We start from the raw sequence: 15,405 nt of genomic DNA, 5'->3' as shown, positions 1-15,405 counted from the left end.
TAAAGGTGGTAAGGTTTATTATCTACCGAGTAAGCGCTGGGAAAGATTGAATAAAGGTTTAGATAAAGCTTATCATCGCAGGCGATGTATGCTATAGCTAACGACCTGGCAAAGGAATATGATTATGAGCTAAATGTAAGAGAGTTTATTGTGCCGGTGTGGCACAAATCTTTCAAGAGATATTAACAGTGCAGTTAATATCGCAATAAAAGATAATTTATTGCCTGGCTCGGGCCATGCAAACTGAAATTTGTCCCAGCCTGTGTATTGCTGGATGGAGCTATCGGTCTTGTAAAATACACTTAACTGATATTTCATCCATTGATATGAGTGTATAGGTTTATATCCATGCAAAGGAATTAAATCAAAGAGATGATACTCTTTGAGAAAACTTGCTTACCTGAACAAGTTTCGATGTTTTTAAGTAAGTTTTGTAGAGCGGGAGATTATAAAAATGTTTAAGGAAAAAAGATAAGAATTTGCACCTAATTTAGGTGCAAATTTCTTTTTAAACATAACTTTGGATGCTACGTGATAACATATTATCTTTAGGTAAAGTGAAGCGTGTCATTAAAAAACAGATAGGTATTACAAAAGCGCCTATACTTATATATTTATAATGAAAATATCGTTCAACATACATGTAACAAAGCATGGTACCCGATGCACCATGTGGCAAATTCAAATTGATTGTGGCCTCGCTTAATTTATTATTTTTTGTAAAAGTGTTCTGGTTTTATCTCTTCAATCCCATTAACCTCATCTAGATTCAGGGCTCTATCAGTATCGACGATAGTACCATCGCTGTATACAATTTGAACAATATTACCATCTTCATCTTTTTTTACTTGTGCTATTCTGTATGACATTATCGGCGCCCCCTATTATAAGATTATTGTGTGAGCATTCCATTACCTCTTATATATATTTTTCAGCTTTATTCAAAATTTTATGCGCTTCATAAAAGTTATGAGCTACAGTACTGTTTTCAACAAATACTCAATTCTAATAAACCTGTCCTTTCCCATGTAATTCCTGTTGTTTTTCTAGCTCCTCGTAATTTAGATCATTTCTTTCTTTTTTTTTGAAGAAAAATCAGAGTGGCCTTCCCTTTTACTTTGCACATTCTTACTCTGATGGAAAAATAGGCACTAACGAACGACATAACAGCTTGATTAGACGTTCATCCCAACAAATACAAGATTTGCTCACCATTGTTACCGGCTCTACCAAATCTTGTATTTTACATTTCTTTATATCTAATTGGAAAAATCATCAAACACTATTAGAAATGAACTGAAAATAGGGTACTAGTAACTTAAATCTAGGTTCAAAGAATATATGAAAATAAGAAAAACTACGGACCAAAATTCTACAAAAAATTCATCTAAAATTAATATCTCTTTAGATGTCAACGTTCTTTGAAATTACATCCAAATTATGATATAATTTAACGAAATAGTGAGTTAAAGAAAAGTTCACGAAGTACACGAATAATAATATTTTGCTTTATCTGCGTAATTCGGAGATTGGCTAATGTGACCTTTTTTTATAAAGACTCCTTTCGATACAGCAAATGATACAATAACACGAATACAGCGCCATCAACTGCTACTGGTTTTGTAGGTGCTAGAGCACCTAGTGAAAGACAACACATTTCTCACAGAGAATGTTAAGAAAATTCCGTCAGTCTTACGTAAATCACAAATCTCACTCTGTATAAAATTTAAAGCCCTTTCAAGTCTGTCTCCATAATCAATTTACAGAAAAAATAGTTATAAACTGACAGTCAAAGATAAATTTAATACGTTACTAGATAAACTGCTAAAAATATCAACAACTAAATTTTAGGAGATAGTCTGCTTTAAAGATGATATTATACTAATATTTGTGTTTAGCCAACAAAAAGCTAAGGTTCTTACAAACGGGGGAAGGCTTAAGTAATCAATAAGAAAAGGACAAGTTAGATAAGCTATCTGTAACAACAAAAGATCTTACTTTTGTTGAAAAAAAAGCAAACAAATTGTTTGGATGTTCCGTTAGGTGCTAAAGTGAAAGATTTGCTAGATACAAAGGAGTCCTCCTTGTAATAGTTTAGAAAGTTTAGCTTTAGGCTAGAATATGTTGCATAACGTTTGTTTGTAGTAATGAACTTTTACACGCTGAGGGATTAATTTCAGCAAAATCTACCTAACCAGAAAGTTTCTTGAGTTTCGAATGATAACCTGATTTTTGAAACTCATCAGAGTAATCTTTGAAAGATCACTCTATTTCATACGAGAACCTCCAAGAAATATTCCTAATGAATATTTCGCCATAAAGTGGAGGGCTCCTATTGAAACGCCCTGAAAAATTCTTTTATGACGGTTTTTTTGAGTTGTGCAGAGATCTAAACGAATTATAATAGGCGCTTGCAAAACTATTAGCTAAAAAAGAAAATTCCGAATTTATTTCAAGGGATTTTTAAAAACCACTTTGAATTTTAATGTCAAGGTAAAAGATGAATCACTCCTTTAGGTATTAATTTAACCAGCAATCCAAATAAAGTAACAAAATTTTGATAAATAGCAGATAAAGCAAATTCAGAAGAAACACTATTAAATCAGACACTACTCTTTTCTTGTACCTTTTTCAATAGTTTAGAACCCTTTGAAAATAGGAGTATGAACGCGATAGTTGTTTTTAGGATAAGTGTAAATTACACGTCCATACTTAGAATCAGTACATGGAATGCAACATCTACTGAAACGTTTAGTACCCTGCTTTCTATTCAAAGGGTAAACCCATTTGATTCTTTTACAAGAATTACAATAACCATCACTATTTGAAAGTAGAGTTAATATTTTTGGGGTAAACAGAATACCATTTTCATTGAAATTTTCAGCTAAATTTTTGGAGTTTCTACGATTTTTATTAATTACTGCCTTTAAAGAACATTCTTTTATCAAGAAGCGATAGTTTTCAGTACTATCAAAGCTGGTATCAGCTTTGAAGATATTGTATTTTTCAATATCATGACGTTTTTTTACGTAATCATAACTTGAGTATCGAATAAGAATCTAACTTTTGAAACTCATCAGAGTAATCAAAGAAATTTGATCTTTCACAGGATTCACCTCTCAAGAAATATCATTAGTGAATATCTCGATATAAAGTAGAGAGATTCTTGTTGGAAGAGGCTGTAAAACCTTCTTATGGCAGACTTTTGTGTTTTGTAAGGAGCTAAAAGCTAAAATAAATTATAGTTTATGGAGGGATATTTATGGAACTGACCCACAACCCTGCGTTATTGTGGTATGTTATAGGGTATATTGTTATAATCGTTGGTATTGGATATGTTTTTTCTAAAAAGGTTTCAAACACAGATGATTTTATGCTTGCTGGTAGAACTTTAGGATCTGTAATTTTGATGGGTACACTTATAGCAACATGGGTTGGAAGTGGAACCGTTACAGGTGGAAGCACGTCTATTGCTTATCAATTTGGTCTTGGTCCTGCTATTTTAAACGGTTTAGGTGCTACGCTAGGTATTTTAGTATTATTTGCTATGGCTAATAAAATTAGAAGTGCAAGTAAATATACTCTTTCAGGAGCATTGGAAGAAAAATATGGTACGGTAGCGAAAATATTAGCTAGTGTAATTATTATTCTTGCGTTTGTAGGAATTGTTTCATATCAGTTTACTGGATTAGGTATGGTTCTTAATGCGGCAACTGGGCTTCCAATTGAGACAGGGACTATCATTGCTGCTGTAATAGTAATAATACTTGCAACACTTGGAGGTCTCATGTCAGTTGCACCAACAGATGCTTTAAGTGCATTTATTATTTTAATCGGTTTGATTATTGGTATCCCTTATTCAATTGCATTTGCAGGAGGATGGAGCGAATTAACAAGCCAAGTACCAGCCTCAAAGTTAACACTCTTAGGTGAGCTAAACCTAATACAGCTATTGGGTTATATTGTTCCTTCTTTATTCTTACTTCTAGGCGACCAAAACATGTACCAGCGAATAGCTTCATCTAAAGGTAATAAAGAGTCTAGGATGGGTATTATTGGAATGTTTATAGGGGTCGGCTTTGTTTATCCAGCAGTATCAATTATCGGCTTTGCTTCTAGTGCTACTTTTCCGGATATTAGGCCAGGTATGGCTTTTATAGCTATAACAACTGTTTTACCAGACTTTATAGGAGGTCTTCTACTGGCTGCAGTTACAGCATTTATAATAACAACAGGAAGTTCTTACTTATTGTCTGCTGCCACCAACATCACAATGGACATATATGGAAATTACATTAATCCAAAATCTACAAGCAAACAAAAACTAGTCTTTACACGTATTTTGATACCAGTACTAGGTGTATTATCTTACGTGCTTATTCAATTTTTCCCAACAATTTTGGAAGCTCAGATGTATGCTTACACAGTGTATGCAGCTGGTATAACTCCAGCAATACTAGGTGTTTACTTGTGGGGAGATAGAGTAACAAAACAGGGTGGTATATCATCAATGATTTCTGGTGTAATTGTTACACTATTTTTTGAGTTTTCCAATATTTTAGACTTCCACAGTGCTGTTATATCAGTACCAATAGCAATTTTAGTATTAATTGTAGTTACCTTAATGACAACGAATAAGGTAACAAATAAGGAGATGATTGATGATGAATAATTATAAAGAACGTATTAACTCTTTAAAAGAAGTAATAAGGCAAAACAATATATCGTTAGCAATCATTCCTCCATCTCCTAATTTACGTTATTTAACAGGATATAACGGCCATCAAGATGAAAGGTTCTTTGGTTTTTTTATTCCAAAGGATGGTGAACCTTTTCTGATAGCACCAGAATTAGCTAAACCACAAACTGAGATAATGCCTGTTTCGGAAAAATTATTTTATAAAGATGGAGAAGATCCTTACCAGATCATCTTGTCAGTTTTAAATGACAGAGAATTGAGCAGCAATAAAATTTTAGTTGATAATAGTTTGAATGCTAGCTTCCTTCTCCCTATACAAAGGATTTTTATTCAAAGTGAGTTTGAGTTAGCAGATAATATCCTAAAAGAGCTCAGGATATGTAAAGACCATGAAGAAATCAAAGCATTGAAAGATGCAGGTGAACTGACTGATAAAGTTTTAGGCGAAGTATTATCACAACAAAATTGGATTGCAAAAACCGAAAGGGATCTTGCACTGTCTTTAGAATTTAAGCTTCGAAATTGTGGCATGGAAGGAGTAAGTTTTGCACCTATAGTAGCTTGTGGTTCTAATGGTGCTACTCCACACCATAAATGTGGAGATACAACAATAAAAGAAGGAATTCCCATAGTTATTGATTTTGGTGGTGTGTACCATGGTTATGCTTCAGATATGACAAGAACAGTAGTTTTTGGTGAGCCTGATGAGGAAGTTAAGAAAGTATATACAATTGTAAAACAGGCAAATGAGGAAGCCAAAAAAATTGTACGCCCAGGAATAGAAGCAGAAAAAATAGATATTGTGGCTAGAAAAGTAATTGAAGAAGCAGGTTATGGAGAAAATTTTATACATAGGACGGGACATGGAATTGGAATGGAAACTCATGAAGCACCCATGATTGTTGAAGGAAATAAAAGATTACTCAAACCAGGAATGACATTTAGCATCGAACCAGGGATTTACTTACCAGGCAAGTTTGGAGTTAGGCTAGAAGATATTGTAGTAGTGACGAAGAATGGAATTGATTCAATAAATAATTATCCTAAAGAATTAATACAACCTATTTAAAGCTATTAAAAGCCTCGGTTATGGTGTTATTTTCACCTATCCGGGGTATATTTGTTAACAGTCAAGTTTGTTCAGATGAAAATTTGAAAGAGATTCTGTCGTCTAAACAACGAGATGAAGAAATACTCACTGGTGACAATTTAGACCTGTTATGACCTAAAGGAAGCCGTGGGGAAGACTTGGAACATATTCAAGCGAACGGATATGACCTGTTCGATGGGTAACCTTGTAAATCATGGAAATTTTTAAAAGTTGGGACTTATGGGTTGTTGGATGTGTTCATGCAAGTAAAATTAAGCTGTAACTTATCAAAAGAAGTTTAGAAAAGTGCTAGAGGGATAAAATTAACAGAAAATTCGTACACAATTAATAAAGTTATACGAAGGGTAATAATAAAGACTTAAAAAAACAACATTCTCATTCTATATATGTATGGTATTTGGAAAATGAAAAGAAAGTGGGGATTTATTTTTCAATAAAAGTGACCAATAATTATGGGTAGAAGATATAACCGATCATATGAAAAAAATATATGTCAAAATTAAGATAGCTATAAAAATAAATTTAAATAATTTAATAGGTTTTATTAAGGATGAGAATTGTATTATAAAAAGATTAGAGGAGCTTAGCAGCAGGATAAAATGGTGCCGAAGGTGGGATTCGAACCCACACAGGCCAGGCCTACGTGATTTTGAGTCACGCGCGTCTGCCAGTTCCGCCACTTCGGCATGTAGGAATTTTAATTAACATTTTGATTTCATTATACCAGTTTTGACGATAAAATCAAGGGTAGGAACAAAATCTGTTTGAAAAACTAAAAAGGAAAAAGCGCCAAGAGGCGCTTTTATTCTTCGATAGAACTGATTAATTCTACAGTATTTTCCATTGTCGATGATGCTTTTAATTTTATAAGGTCGAGATTTTGTTCTTCTTCTAGATCATCGAGTGATGTCATGAATCTTTCGTATAGTTTTTCATTTTCATCTTCTGAAAATTCGATCTCTATTTCTTTTGAGAGCTCATTAATTTTATCAATACTATTCTGAGCTTCTTCTGTATTTTCTTCAGCAGTCATTAATACTGTGTTTCTTACATGATATTTTATTTCAAATACTTGTGCTGTCACTTCGTCAGAAAAAAAACTTTTAAAGTTATATAAATGAAGGGTTAAATTATTTGCTGATATTAAAGTCTTCCAATGGTCATGATCTGAACTAGAAACAGTTAGTGTATCTAGTTCTTGCTCGAAAGGATCAATTACTTCAGAAGGCACTCCTTTTTCATCAAGCATACTCTCTAATTCATTCCAGCTCTCATATAATTCAGTAACAGAGTCTTTTATATCATCCCAAATCTCTTCTGAACTTTCAATGAGCAGTTCTTCATCATCTTCTTCATGGTCTTCAAGTTCTTTGTTTAATATCTCATTTAAAATAGTCTTTTCAAAAGTAATGTCTTCTTGAAGTTCTTCTTCCATCTCATCATCACCATTTTCTTCCACTTCGTCATCCTCACCTTCTTCATCATCATTTTCATCTTCTTCCTCATCATTTTCATCTTCTTCCTCTTCATCATTCTCTTGTGCTAATACTGGTGGTGCATCTGCTAGAGGTAGTAAATCTGCTTGTATTAAAATATCTAAGGTAGTAAGTTCAATTTCTTCGACTAATTCTTCTAACTCTTCAACTTCATCTTCAGCTTCATCGTTATCTTCTTCTTCTTCTTCCATACAAGCAGATGTTGTCATTAATAGTAGTGTTGTTAGAAACAATAAAAGGAGTTTATTTAATCGCAAATTTATCACCTCAGGTGATATTATAACCTTAAAATGTTAAGTTTAACCACTTGTTTGGAATTTAACTAGTGATAATACTTCTGAGTTCTTTGATTTGTTGTGAGATGTCTACAGCTCCAACAATTTCTGTTACCATAGCAAAACATGTAGCACCTTTATTTTTCACTTCATTTAGATTGTGTTTTTTTATACCACCAATTGCAACAAAGGGAATATCGAGATTTTTTGCAACATATTCTACATATTCAGTTCCAACTGGGGGTTTTTCTTTTGTGTCTGTTTGAAAAACAGGTCCTGTACCTATATAATCAGCACCATCCTCTACTGCTTTATGGGCTTGTTTTGGGGCATGAGTTGATTTTCCGATTATCTTCTCATTTCCAACTAATTTTCGTACCTCTTTTATAGGAAGATCATTTTGTCCTACATGAACTCCACAAGCATCAACTAAAATAGCTATATCGATATCATCGTTTACAATAAATTTACATCCAGCATTATAAGTTAGTTCTCTTATTTTTTTACATTGTTCTAGTTTTTCTTTAGCCGTTTTATTCTTTTCTCTATATTGTATAATTTCCACACCGGATTCAAGCATTTCTGTAACAACCTGAATATTGTCTCTACCTTTAGAAAACTCTTCAGCGGTAATAGCATAAATATCTGTATTTAAAATATTACTAGAGTTATTCAAACTAATATTGCCTCCTTTTTATTTAAAAAATCTCCCAATCCTTTAAGACTGGTTGATAACCATGGGCTAAAAGAACTTGTTTAATCTTTTGTACAGGGCGATCATCAGAAATTTCAAATTGACTTTTCCCTTCATCAACCCCAGAATATCCACCAACTTCAGTGCTGACTCCTGCTGACATACGGGTAACTCCTAAAGGAAGTAAATTTTCTCTAAGCTCTGAAGATTCCCTAGTAGAGATGTTTATTCCAGCACTTTTTAAAAAAATTCTACTAGCTACAATCATCTGAACAAGATTTTTATCTGAAACTTCATCGTATTGCAAACTATTATTTTGTCCTGCAAATGGGCGAAGTCGTGGAAAAGAGATACTAACCTCTGCTTCAGGAAAATTATCAAGTAGATATTTAGCATGCATTCCTGTAATGAAAGTCTCTTTTCTCCAAGGTCCGAGTCCCTGTAATGCACCAATATTAACTCTTCTCATACCTGCTTGTAATCCTCTTTCTGGTGCATTTAATCGAAATTCATAATCAGTTTTTGGACCTTGTAAGTGAACAGTATCATATATGTCGCGGTTATATACTTCTTGATAAATAGTAAGACCATCAACTCCACATTTAATTAGCTCTTCATATTCTTCAGTTTCTAACGGATAGATTTCAATAGAAATCGAGGAAAAATATTCTTTTAATAACCTTACACAATTTTGTAAATAATTTAAAGGAACATGTTTTCTTGATTCTCCTGAAAGAATTAGAATATGCCTTATCCCCATCTCACTAATTGCTTTAGCTTCTTGTTCTAGTTCTTTATAAGTTAGAGTTTTTCTATCAAAGTTATTATCTGCTTTAAAGCCACAGTATAAACACTTATTAGCACAATAGTCACTTACATAGAGTGGTGTATAAAGCATCATAGTTTTACCAAAAAAATTTTTAGTTAGATAATGTGCTCTTTTGGCCATATCTTCAAGATATTTCTCAGCAGTAGGGGAAAGAAGTAATAAAAAATCTTTAGAAGTAGGTTGATCTTTGTGAAGAGCTCTATTTATATTTTCAAAAGTAGCTCTATTAAAAATTTCGTTTATATCTATATCTTTAAGTTGTTTATAGGTATTTAAAAAACTCAAAGTATCCCTCCTAATTTTGTAAAAAACCGGTCAAAGGAGAGGAAGCGTCCGCTAGATCTTTGACAGGAGCTGTTTTGGCTAAAAACGCTTTACGACCAGCTTGAACTGCTTGATTGAATGCTTCTCCCATTAGAGGTGGATTATCAGCAGTAGCAATAGCAGTATTTACTAATACAGCTTCACATCCCATTTCCATAGCTTCAGCTGCATGTGAAGGTTTGCCAATCCCAGCATCTACAATAATTGGGAGGTTAATCTCAGATATTAATATTTTAACTAATTCTCTAGTTTCAATACCTTTATTTGTACCTATAGGAGCACCTAACGGCATAACTGCCTCTACACCGAAACTTTCTAGTGCCTTAGCTACTGATAATTCAGGGCTTACATATGGGAAAACTTTAAATCCTTTTTCAACTAATACTTTTGAAGCTTTTAAAGTTTCATGATTATCAGGTAAAAGATATTTACTATCTCTAATAACTTCAATTTTAACCCAATCACCACAATCAGCTGCACGGGCAATTTCAGCTATTTTAACTGCTTCTTCTGCAGTTCTAGCTCCAGAAGTGTTAGGCATTAGGAGACAATTGTTAGGTACATATTCAAGTATATTCTCCTGCTCGGAATGTAAATCTATTCTTCTAAGAGCTATGGTTACAGCCTGAGTATTTGATTTTTCAATAACTTTTGGGATTATACTTTTACTTGGAAATTTACCAGTACCTATTATCAACCTATTTTCAAGTTCTTTACCACCTATTCTCAATAGATCATTACTCATTATTAACCACCTCCTACCATAGTAATAATTTCAATTTCATCATTTTCACAAAGTTGATACTCTTCCCAATTGTCTTTTTGAAGTATTTCTTGATTTATTACGATGATTTTACCTTCAGGTTTAACTTGTAGATCTTCTAAAAGTTTATTTACAGTTATCGATTGATGAACTTCTTTGATCTCTCCATTTATCTTTAGTTTCATATTCTCACCTCCTATAGACTTGATAACATCATTTTTTAGAGGATATAAATAAAAAACTCACCTTGTAGGTGAGCTATTCAGGTATAGAAATATCTGAAATTGAAGCTCCCTACGCTGGTATTAGCCAGGGCAGGTTCGAAGGGTAAGGTCTAAAAAAGACCTTTCTCAGCCATAAAAGGCACCCCTGCTTTTCTTTATTATTTTTCTATAAATATTATACTATTAGTTTTTAGAAAATGTAAATGATAGTCTTTAGAAAATACCAAAAATAGTTATAAATTAACCTTGAGATTTTTGGTAAACCTAAAAAATGAAGCATCTGGTTCAAATCCTGGTTGAAAGGAGAATCTTCCGTGGAAAAAAAAGATAAAAATATAGAAAAAGAAGAAACTTTAGAAGCTAGTAGAGAAAAGATTGACAAACAGCTATTTAGTAGAAATATTACAAAATATGGTTTTGATTTAAATCCTGCAGTTTCATTTTCTGCAGGACTTATAATTATAGTATTTTCTCTATTTGCTTTATTAAACCTCGAGCTAGCAAATGAATATGTAAATATAATCAACGATTACATTGTTACTTCTTTTGATTGGATTTTTATCTTGTCAAGTAGCTTTTACATTGTGATATGTCTTTATATTGCCTTTTCAAGACTTGGAAATGTCCGAATTGGTGGTATCTATAGTGAGCCAGAGTTTTCTAATTTTGCTTGGTATTCTATGTTAATATCAGCAGGTATGGGGATAGGCCTAATATTTTGGGCAGTTGGAGAACCATTATTCCATTTTGAAATAGCTCCACCTATTTTTGAGAGTATGCATGAAAAGCACACCTCTTTGGCCACAACTTTCTTTCATTGGGGATTACATCCATGGGCAATATACGCTTTAATAGCTTTAGCGCTTTCATTTTTTAGTTACAATAGAAATTTACCATTATCGATACGTTCCGTTTTCTATCCATTTTTCAAAGAACGAGTCTATGGAACTTTAGGAGATGTAATAGACGGTTTAGCTGTACTTTCAACTTTAATAGGTCTAGCTACTTCGTTGGGTTTGGGTACTCAACAGATAAATAGTGGATTAGATTATATGCTTGGGATAGGATTTAATGAGTATATTCAAGTAGCGCTTATAATAATTATCACTTTGTTTGCGACAGCCTCAGTATTAGCAGGAATTGATAAAGGAGTGAAATTCCTTGCTGGGTTGAATATGAGGCTTGCTGCTATTCTCATGATAATAATCTTACTTTTAGGTCCAACAGGTTTTATCTTAAGATTATTTTCTAATTCTTTAGGGCTTTATTTAAATGGAATTGTGGAGTACTCATTTTTCATTGCAGTTGAAGAAACTGCCTGGCAAGGTGATTGGTCAATATTTTATCTCGCCTGGTGGATATCATGGTCACCATTTGTTGGAATGTTTATAGCTAGGATTTCTAAAGGTAGAACAATTAGGGAATTAGTATTAGGGGTTATGGTAGTACCATCCTTATTGTCTTTTCTATGGATGTCAGTATTTGGAGGAACAGCTATATTCATAAACGAACAGGGTGCAGGTGGACTTTTTGAAGTTGTAGAAAATGATGTGCCGGTTGCGTTATTTGAGATGATAAATTTACTAAATATACCTTTACTATCCGAAATTTTTAGGGTTCTCTTGTTTATATTAGTAACCTTTTTAGTTGTCGTTTATTTTATAACTTCATCTGATTCAGGTTCATTAGTTGTAAATAAAATCACATCTGGAGGAAAGATGGACACACCAGCTAAACAAAGAGCTTTTTGGGCAATATTAGAAGGTATAGTGGCAGCAGTACTATTATTAATAGGAGGAGAAAAGGCTTTATTAGCCTTACAGACAGCTGTTATAAGTACAGGACTTCCATTTGCTGTTGTATTAGTAGCTATGGCCTTTGCTTTAATTAAAGGCATAGAAGAAACTCGTAAGAGACAAAAACGTAAGAGAGATAGACGTAAGTTTGAAAAATTAATCGAAATGCATGAAAATGAATAGGAGGTAGAAAAATATAGCATTTTTAGAAGTGAGCATTTTACCTGTAGGAACAGGATCTTCTAGTATTAGTAGTTATATAAAGGGTGCTATAAATGAAATCGAAGAAGAGGGACTTAAATATACTATTACTCCTACATCTATAGTTATAGAAGGAGATATAGATACTTTGTTAGAGATTTCGAAAAAATTACATAAAAAGAGTCTTGAGAGGACCAATAGGGTAGTAATAAATATACAAATTGATGATAGAACGGATAAAACTGTAACTATAGATCGACTTGTAGAGACTGCAAGAATGTAATTTTTATACAGTGAGCCGTAAAGGTTAAGGCGTTACATTTTAAAGTTAAAATTTTATAATCACAAGATTTTCACATTAAAAATGGCAGTTCTCTTTTGAACAGTTTCCGTCAAGTAGACAGTCGAAATAAATAATTAGATTAAGCGGCTGAAGCTCGGTACTCTAGCGGGCTAAGGCCGCTTAATCTTTTTTGTAAGGAGGCGGTTTTAAATACCATCAGGCAAGAAAACAAATATATAGCAATTTCAGAGCTCCAGGAAGGGGACGAGTTCTTTATATCACTGTTATGCGACTTTTCTCAAACCAACCGTTCTTCCTAATATAAATGGTCAAAAAAAAAAGAGACTGCATAAGAAGAGGTTGAAAATTAAGGTTTAAAACCATTAACATACAAAAACTATAAATAGATTCAACATTATTTGACAACTTTCCTAAGATAAAATATAATTCTAATTGTTCGTTTTACTTACTTATTAGTGTTAGGGTGAAAAATAATCTACAAAAATATTAAAGAAAGGAAAGGATAAAGATAATATGGAAACCGAGAGTAAGAAACAAGAACTAGAACAACAACTTTACAGTCGTAACTTTACACACTTAGGTTTTGATCTTAATCCAGTTGTTTCTTTTGCTTCAGGATTTTTTATTTTAATTTTTGTAATGTATGCTCTTTTTAATTTAGATCATACAAATGAGATGATCTCTGTAATTAATGAATTTGTTGTAACAAGGTTTGATTGGGTATTTATAATGTCAAGTAATTTATTTATTATTCTATGTTTATATCTTGCATTCTCAAAATTAGGCAATGTTAGAATAGGTGGCTTAAATAGTGAACCTGAATTTTCTAATTTTGCTTGGTATTCAATGTTAATATCAGCAGGAATGGGAATTGGCTTAATGTTTTGGGCAGTAGGAGAGCCACTTACACACTTTATTACTGAACCCCCAATTTTTGGTGGCGCAGAAGCCGACGCTGCAGCTATGGCAACTACATTTTTTCATTGGGGTTTACATCCTTGGGCTATTTATGCTCTTATGGCATTAGCACTTGCCTTTTTCGCATTTAATAGAAATTTACCACTTTCTTTAAGATCAGTGTTCTACCCTTTATTTAAAGAAAAAGTATATGGAACTTTAGGAGATGTCATAGACACTTTTGCAGTAATATCAACATTATTTGGACTAGCTACCTCTTTAGGTTTAGGAACCAAACAAATCAATAGTGGACTTAATTACATGCTTGGGATAGAAAACAGTGTTGGAGTACAAGTGGCGTTAATAGCAGTTATAACGTTATTTGCAACATTTTCTGTTATGTCTGGGATCCATAAAGGAGTAAGATTTTTATCTGAATTAAATATTAGACTTGCTTTTGTCTTTATGGTTGCAATTTTCTTATTAGGACCAACAGCTTATATTCTAAGATTGTTTTCTAACTCAGTAGGTCTATATTTTAGTAACATAGTAGAATATGCTTCGTATATGACAATAGATGGAAATGGTTGGCAGGGAGATTGGTCAATATTTTATCTCGCTTGGTGGATATCATGGTCACCATTTGTAGGAATGTTTATAGCTAGAGTTTCAAAAGGAAGGACTATTAGAGAGTTTATATTAGGGGTATTAGTAGTTCCTTCATTATTATCTTTCTTTTGGTTAACAGTATTTGGTGGTAGTGCAATGACAATTAATAATGCTTCAGGTGGCGCTCTTTTTGAAACAGTACAAGATAATTATCCTATAGCATTATTTGAATTGGTAGACTTACTTAATATGCCATTTTTAGCTGGTTTGTTAAGAGTTTTTATGTTTATATTAATCACTGCATTAGTAGTTTCATATTTTATCACTTCTTCAGATTCAGGATCGTTAGTTGTAGATAAAATAACTTCTGGAGGAAAGATTAATTCTCCAAGACATCAACGAGTCTTTTGGGCTGTATTAGAAGGTTTATTAGCTGCAACTTTATTACTTATCGGTGGAGAAAAAGCTTTAGATGCTCTACAAACAGCTGTTATAACTGCTGGATTACCATTAGCATTTATTATTGCTGTAATGGCATTTTCCCTTATAAAAGGTATACAAACTACACATTATAAGCAAAAGAAAATAAAAGATGAGCGTAAGTTTAAAAGATTATTTAAGAAGCTATCGTAGTAGAAAAGGGCTGTATCCCAATAGTAAGAACTTTGGGATCAGCCCCTTTTTAATTATTATAAAGAAGTTGCCCTTTTGGAAATAAACGAAAAGAGCGGCTTCTTATTTTCTATAGAAAAGTTTCTAATGTAGTGGTATGTTTTATTTAGATTTATAGTAATGTCTTGTTGGCTCTAGCGTACAAGGGTTATAGGATTTATAATAGAATAAAACCTATTTCTTTTGTCAGTTTTTAATCTAGTAGGCTGTTTAAGTGGGTTAAAAAATATACAACTATTTATAACTAGTTAATTTTAGATGTGAATAAGATATAGGGTGAAGCAAGGGTAACCCCTGCTTTTATAACTTTCTTGAATGATCAACTTGTGTATTTAACGCACTTTGTTTACAGGTGACCACAAAAACAAATTTTAATCTGTCTAGGAGTCTGTTAAGTTGTTATGAAAAATAAGCTCTTTGAATCGCAAAATTTTAAAAGATTTGACCGTCATGCGGCATTACTATGTAAAAGCCAAGAGGTTCTAGCACGGTTAGAATAAGTGATGCCAGC

General features: G+C 32.8%; 11 protein-coding genes, 1 tRNA gene and 1 riboswitch. Of the genes, 5 read left to right on the top strand and 7 right to left on the bottom strand.

Translation table 11 applies throughout. From position 1 onward, the window contains the following. Positions 1-710 precede the first annotated feature (710 nt). On the bottom strand, positions 711-869 hold the full coding sequence (locus CDO51_RS13915) for a hypothetical protein (RefSeq protein ID WP_158212453.1): 159 nt from the start codon (positions 867-869) through the stop codon (positions 711-713). 2,393 nt (positions 870-3,262) lie between these two features. Between CDO51_RS13915 and CDO51_RS11995 the strand changes: the two genes are divergently transcribed. Both CDO51_RS11995 and CDO51_RS11990 read left to right on the top strand, forming a co-directional pair. Next, on the top strand, positions 3,263-4,672 hold the full coding sequence (locus CDO51_RS11995) for a sodium:solute symporter family protein (protein WP_089024473.1): 1,410 nt from the start codon (positions 3,263-3,265) through the stop codon (positions 4,670-4,672). Beyond that, the gene (locus tag CDO51_RS11990) at positions 4,665-5,768 is read left to right on the top strand and encodes a M24 family metallopeptidase (protein WP_205842259.1); all 1,104 of its coding nucleotides are present in this window, start codon (positions 4,665-4,667) and stop codon (positions 5,766-5,768) included. The genes CDO51_RS11995 and CDO51_RS11990 overlap by 8 nt, the downstream gene beginning before the upstream one ends. A gap of 642 nt (positions 5,769-6,410) precedes the next feature. Here the strand turns inward: CDO51_RS11990 and CDO51_RS11985 are convergent. The 6 genes from CDO51_RS11985 to thiS all read right to left on the bottom strand — a co-directional run bounded on the left by CDO51_RS11985 (position 6,411) and on the right by thiS (position 10,376). Then, positions 6,411-6,496 (bottom strand) — tRNA-Leu (locus CDO51_RS11985). A 116-nt stretch (positions 6,497-6,612) separates the two neighbouring features. Beyond that, complete coding sequence (locus tag CDO51_RS11980) at positions 6,613-7,563, bottom strand: hypothetical protein (RefSeq protein WP_089024471.1); 951 nt, start codon at positions 7,561-7,563, stop codon at positions 6,613-6,615. Positions 7,564-7,624: 61 nt separating this feature from the next. Then, a complete protein-coding gene (thiE, locus tag CDO51_RS11975) occupies positions 7,625-8,257 on the bottom strand; it encodes a thiamine phosphate synthase (RefSeq protein WP_205842258.1) in 633 nt (210 codons plus the stop codon). Positions 8,258-8,279: 22 nt separating this feature from the next. Next, positions 8,280-9,389: a 2-iminoacetate synthase ThiH gene (gene thiH / locus CDO51_RS11970; protein ID WP_089024469.1), complete on the bottom strand. Its 1,110-nt coding sequence runs from the start codon at positions 9,387-9,389 to the stop codon at positions 8,280-8,282. Positions 9,390-9,399: 10 nt separating this feature from the next. Further along, on the bottom strand, positions 9,400-10,173 hold the full coding sequence (locus tag CDO51_RS11965) for a thiazole synthase (RefSeq protein WP_089024468.1): 774 nt from the start codon (positions 10,171-10,173) through the stop codon (positions 9,400-9,402). A 2-nt stretch (positions 10,174-10,175) separates the two neighbouring features. Next, positions 10,176-10,376: a sulfur carrier protein ThiS gene (gene thiS / locus CDO51_RS11960; RefSeq protein ID WP_089024467.1), complete on the bottom strand. Its 201-nt coding sequence runs from the start codon at positions 10,374-10,376 to the stop codon at positions 10,176-10,178. Between the two features lie 89 nt (positions 10,377-10,465). After that, a riboswitch (TPP riboswitch) is annotated at positions 10,466-10,572 on the bottom strand. Between the two features lie 157 nt (positions 10,573-10,729). Here thiS and CDO51_RS11955 point away from each other — a divergent pair. The 3 genes from CDO51_RS11955 to CDO51_RS11945 all read left to right on the top strand — a co-directional run bounded on the left by CDO51_RS11955 (position 10,730) and on the right by CDO51_RS11945 (position 14,855). After that, complete coding sequence (locus CDO51_RS11955) at positions 10,730-12,394, top strand: BCCT family transporter (protein ID WP_089024466.1); 1,665 nt, start codon at positions 10,730-10,732, stop codon at positions 12,392-12,394. Between the two features lie 28 nt (positions 12,395-12,422). Then, positions 12,423-12,695, top strand: coding sequence for an MTH1187 family thiamine-binding protein (locus CDO51_RS11950; protein ID WP_205842257.1), 273 nt, complete (start codon positions 12,423-12,425; stop codon positions 12,693-12,695). Positions 12,696-13,229: 534 nt separating this feature from the next. Then, on the top strand, positions 13,230-14,855 hold the full coding sequence (locus CDO51_RS11945; protein WP_089024464.1) for a BCCT family transporter: 1,626 nt from the start codon (positions 13,230-13,232) through the stop codon (positions 14,853-14,855). The last annotated feature ends 550 nt before the right edge of the window (positions 14,856-15,405 follow it).

It is taken from the genome of Natranaerobius trueperi (genome assembly GCF_002216005.1).
Lineage (GTDB): Bacteria > Bacillota > Natranaerobiia > Natranaerobiales > Natranaerobiaceae > Natranaerobius_A > Natranaerobius_A trueperi.
This window is presented reverse-complemented; position numbering and strand designations above follow the sequence as displayed.

Excerpts from the sequence above, each read along its gene's own strand:
- thiS (WP_089024467.1), bottom strand. The coding sequence starts at position 10,376 with ATGAAACTAAAGATAAATGGAGAGATCAAAGAAGTTCATCAATCGATA.
- CDO51_RS11995 (WP_089024473.1), top strand. The coding sequence starts at position 3,263 with ATGGAACTGACCCACAACCCTGCGTTATTGTGGTATGTTATAGGGTAT.
- CDO51_RS11945 (WP_089024464.1), top strand. The coding sequence starts at position 13,230 with ATGGAAACCGAGAGTAAGAAACAAGAACTAGAACAACAACTTTACAGT.
- CDO51_RS13915 (WP_158212453.1), bottom strand. The coding sequence starts at position 869 with ATGTCATACAGAATAGCACAAGTAAAAAAAGATGAAGATGGTAATATT.
- CDO51_RS11990 (WP_205842259.1), top strand. The coding sequence starts at position 4,665 with ATGAATAATTATAAAGAACGTATTAACTCTTTAAAAGAAGTAATAAGG.
- CDO51_RS11965 (WP_089024468.1), bottom strand. The coding sequence starts at position 10,173 with ATGAGTAATGATCTATTGAGAATAGGTGGTAAAGAACTTGAAAATAGG.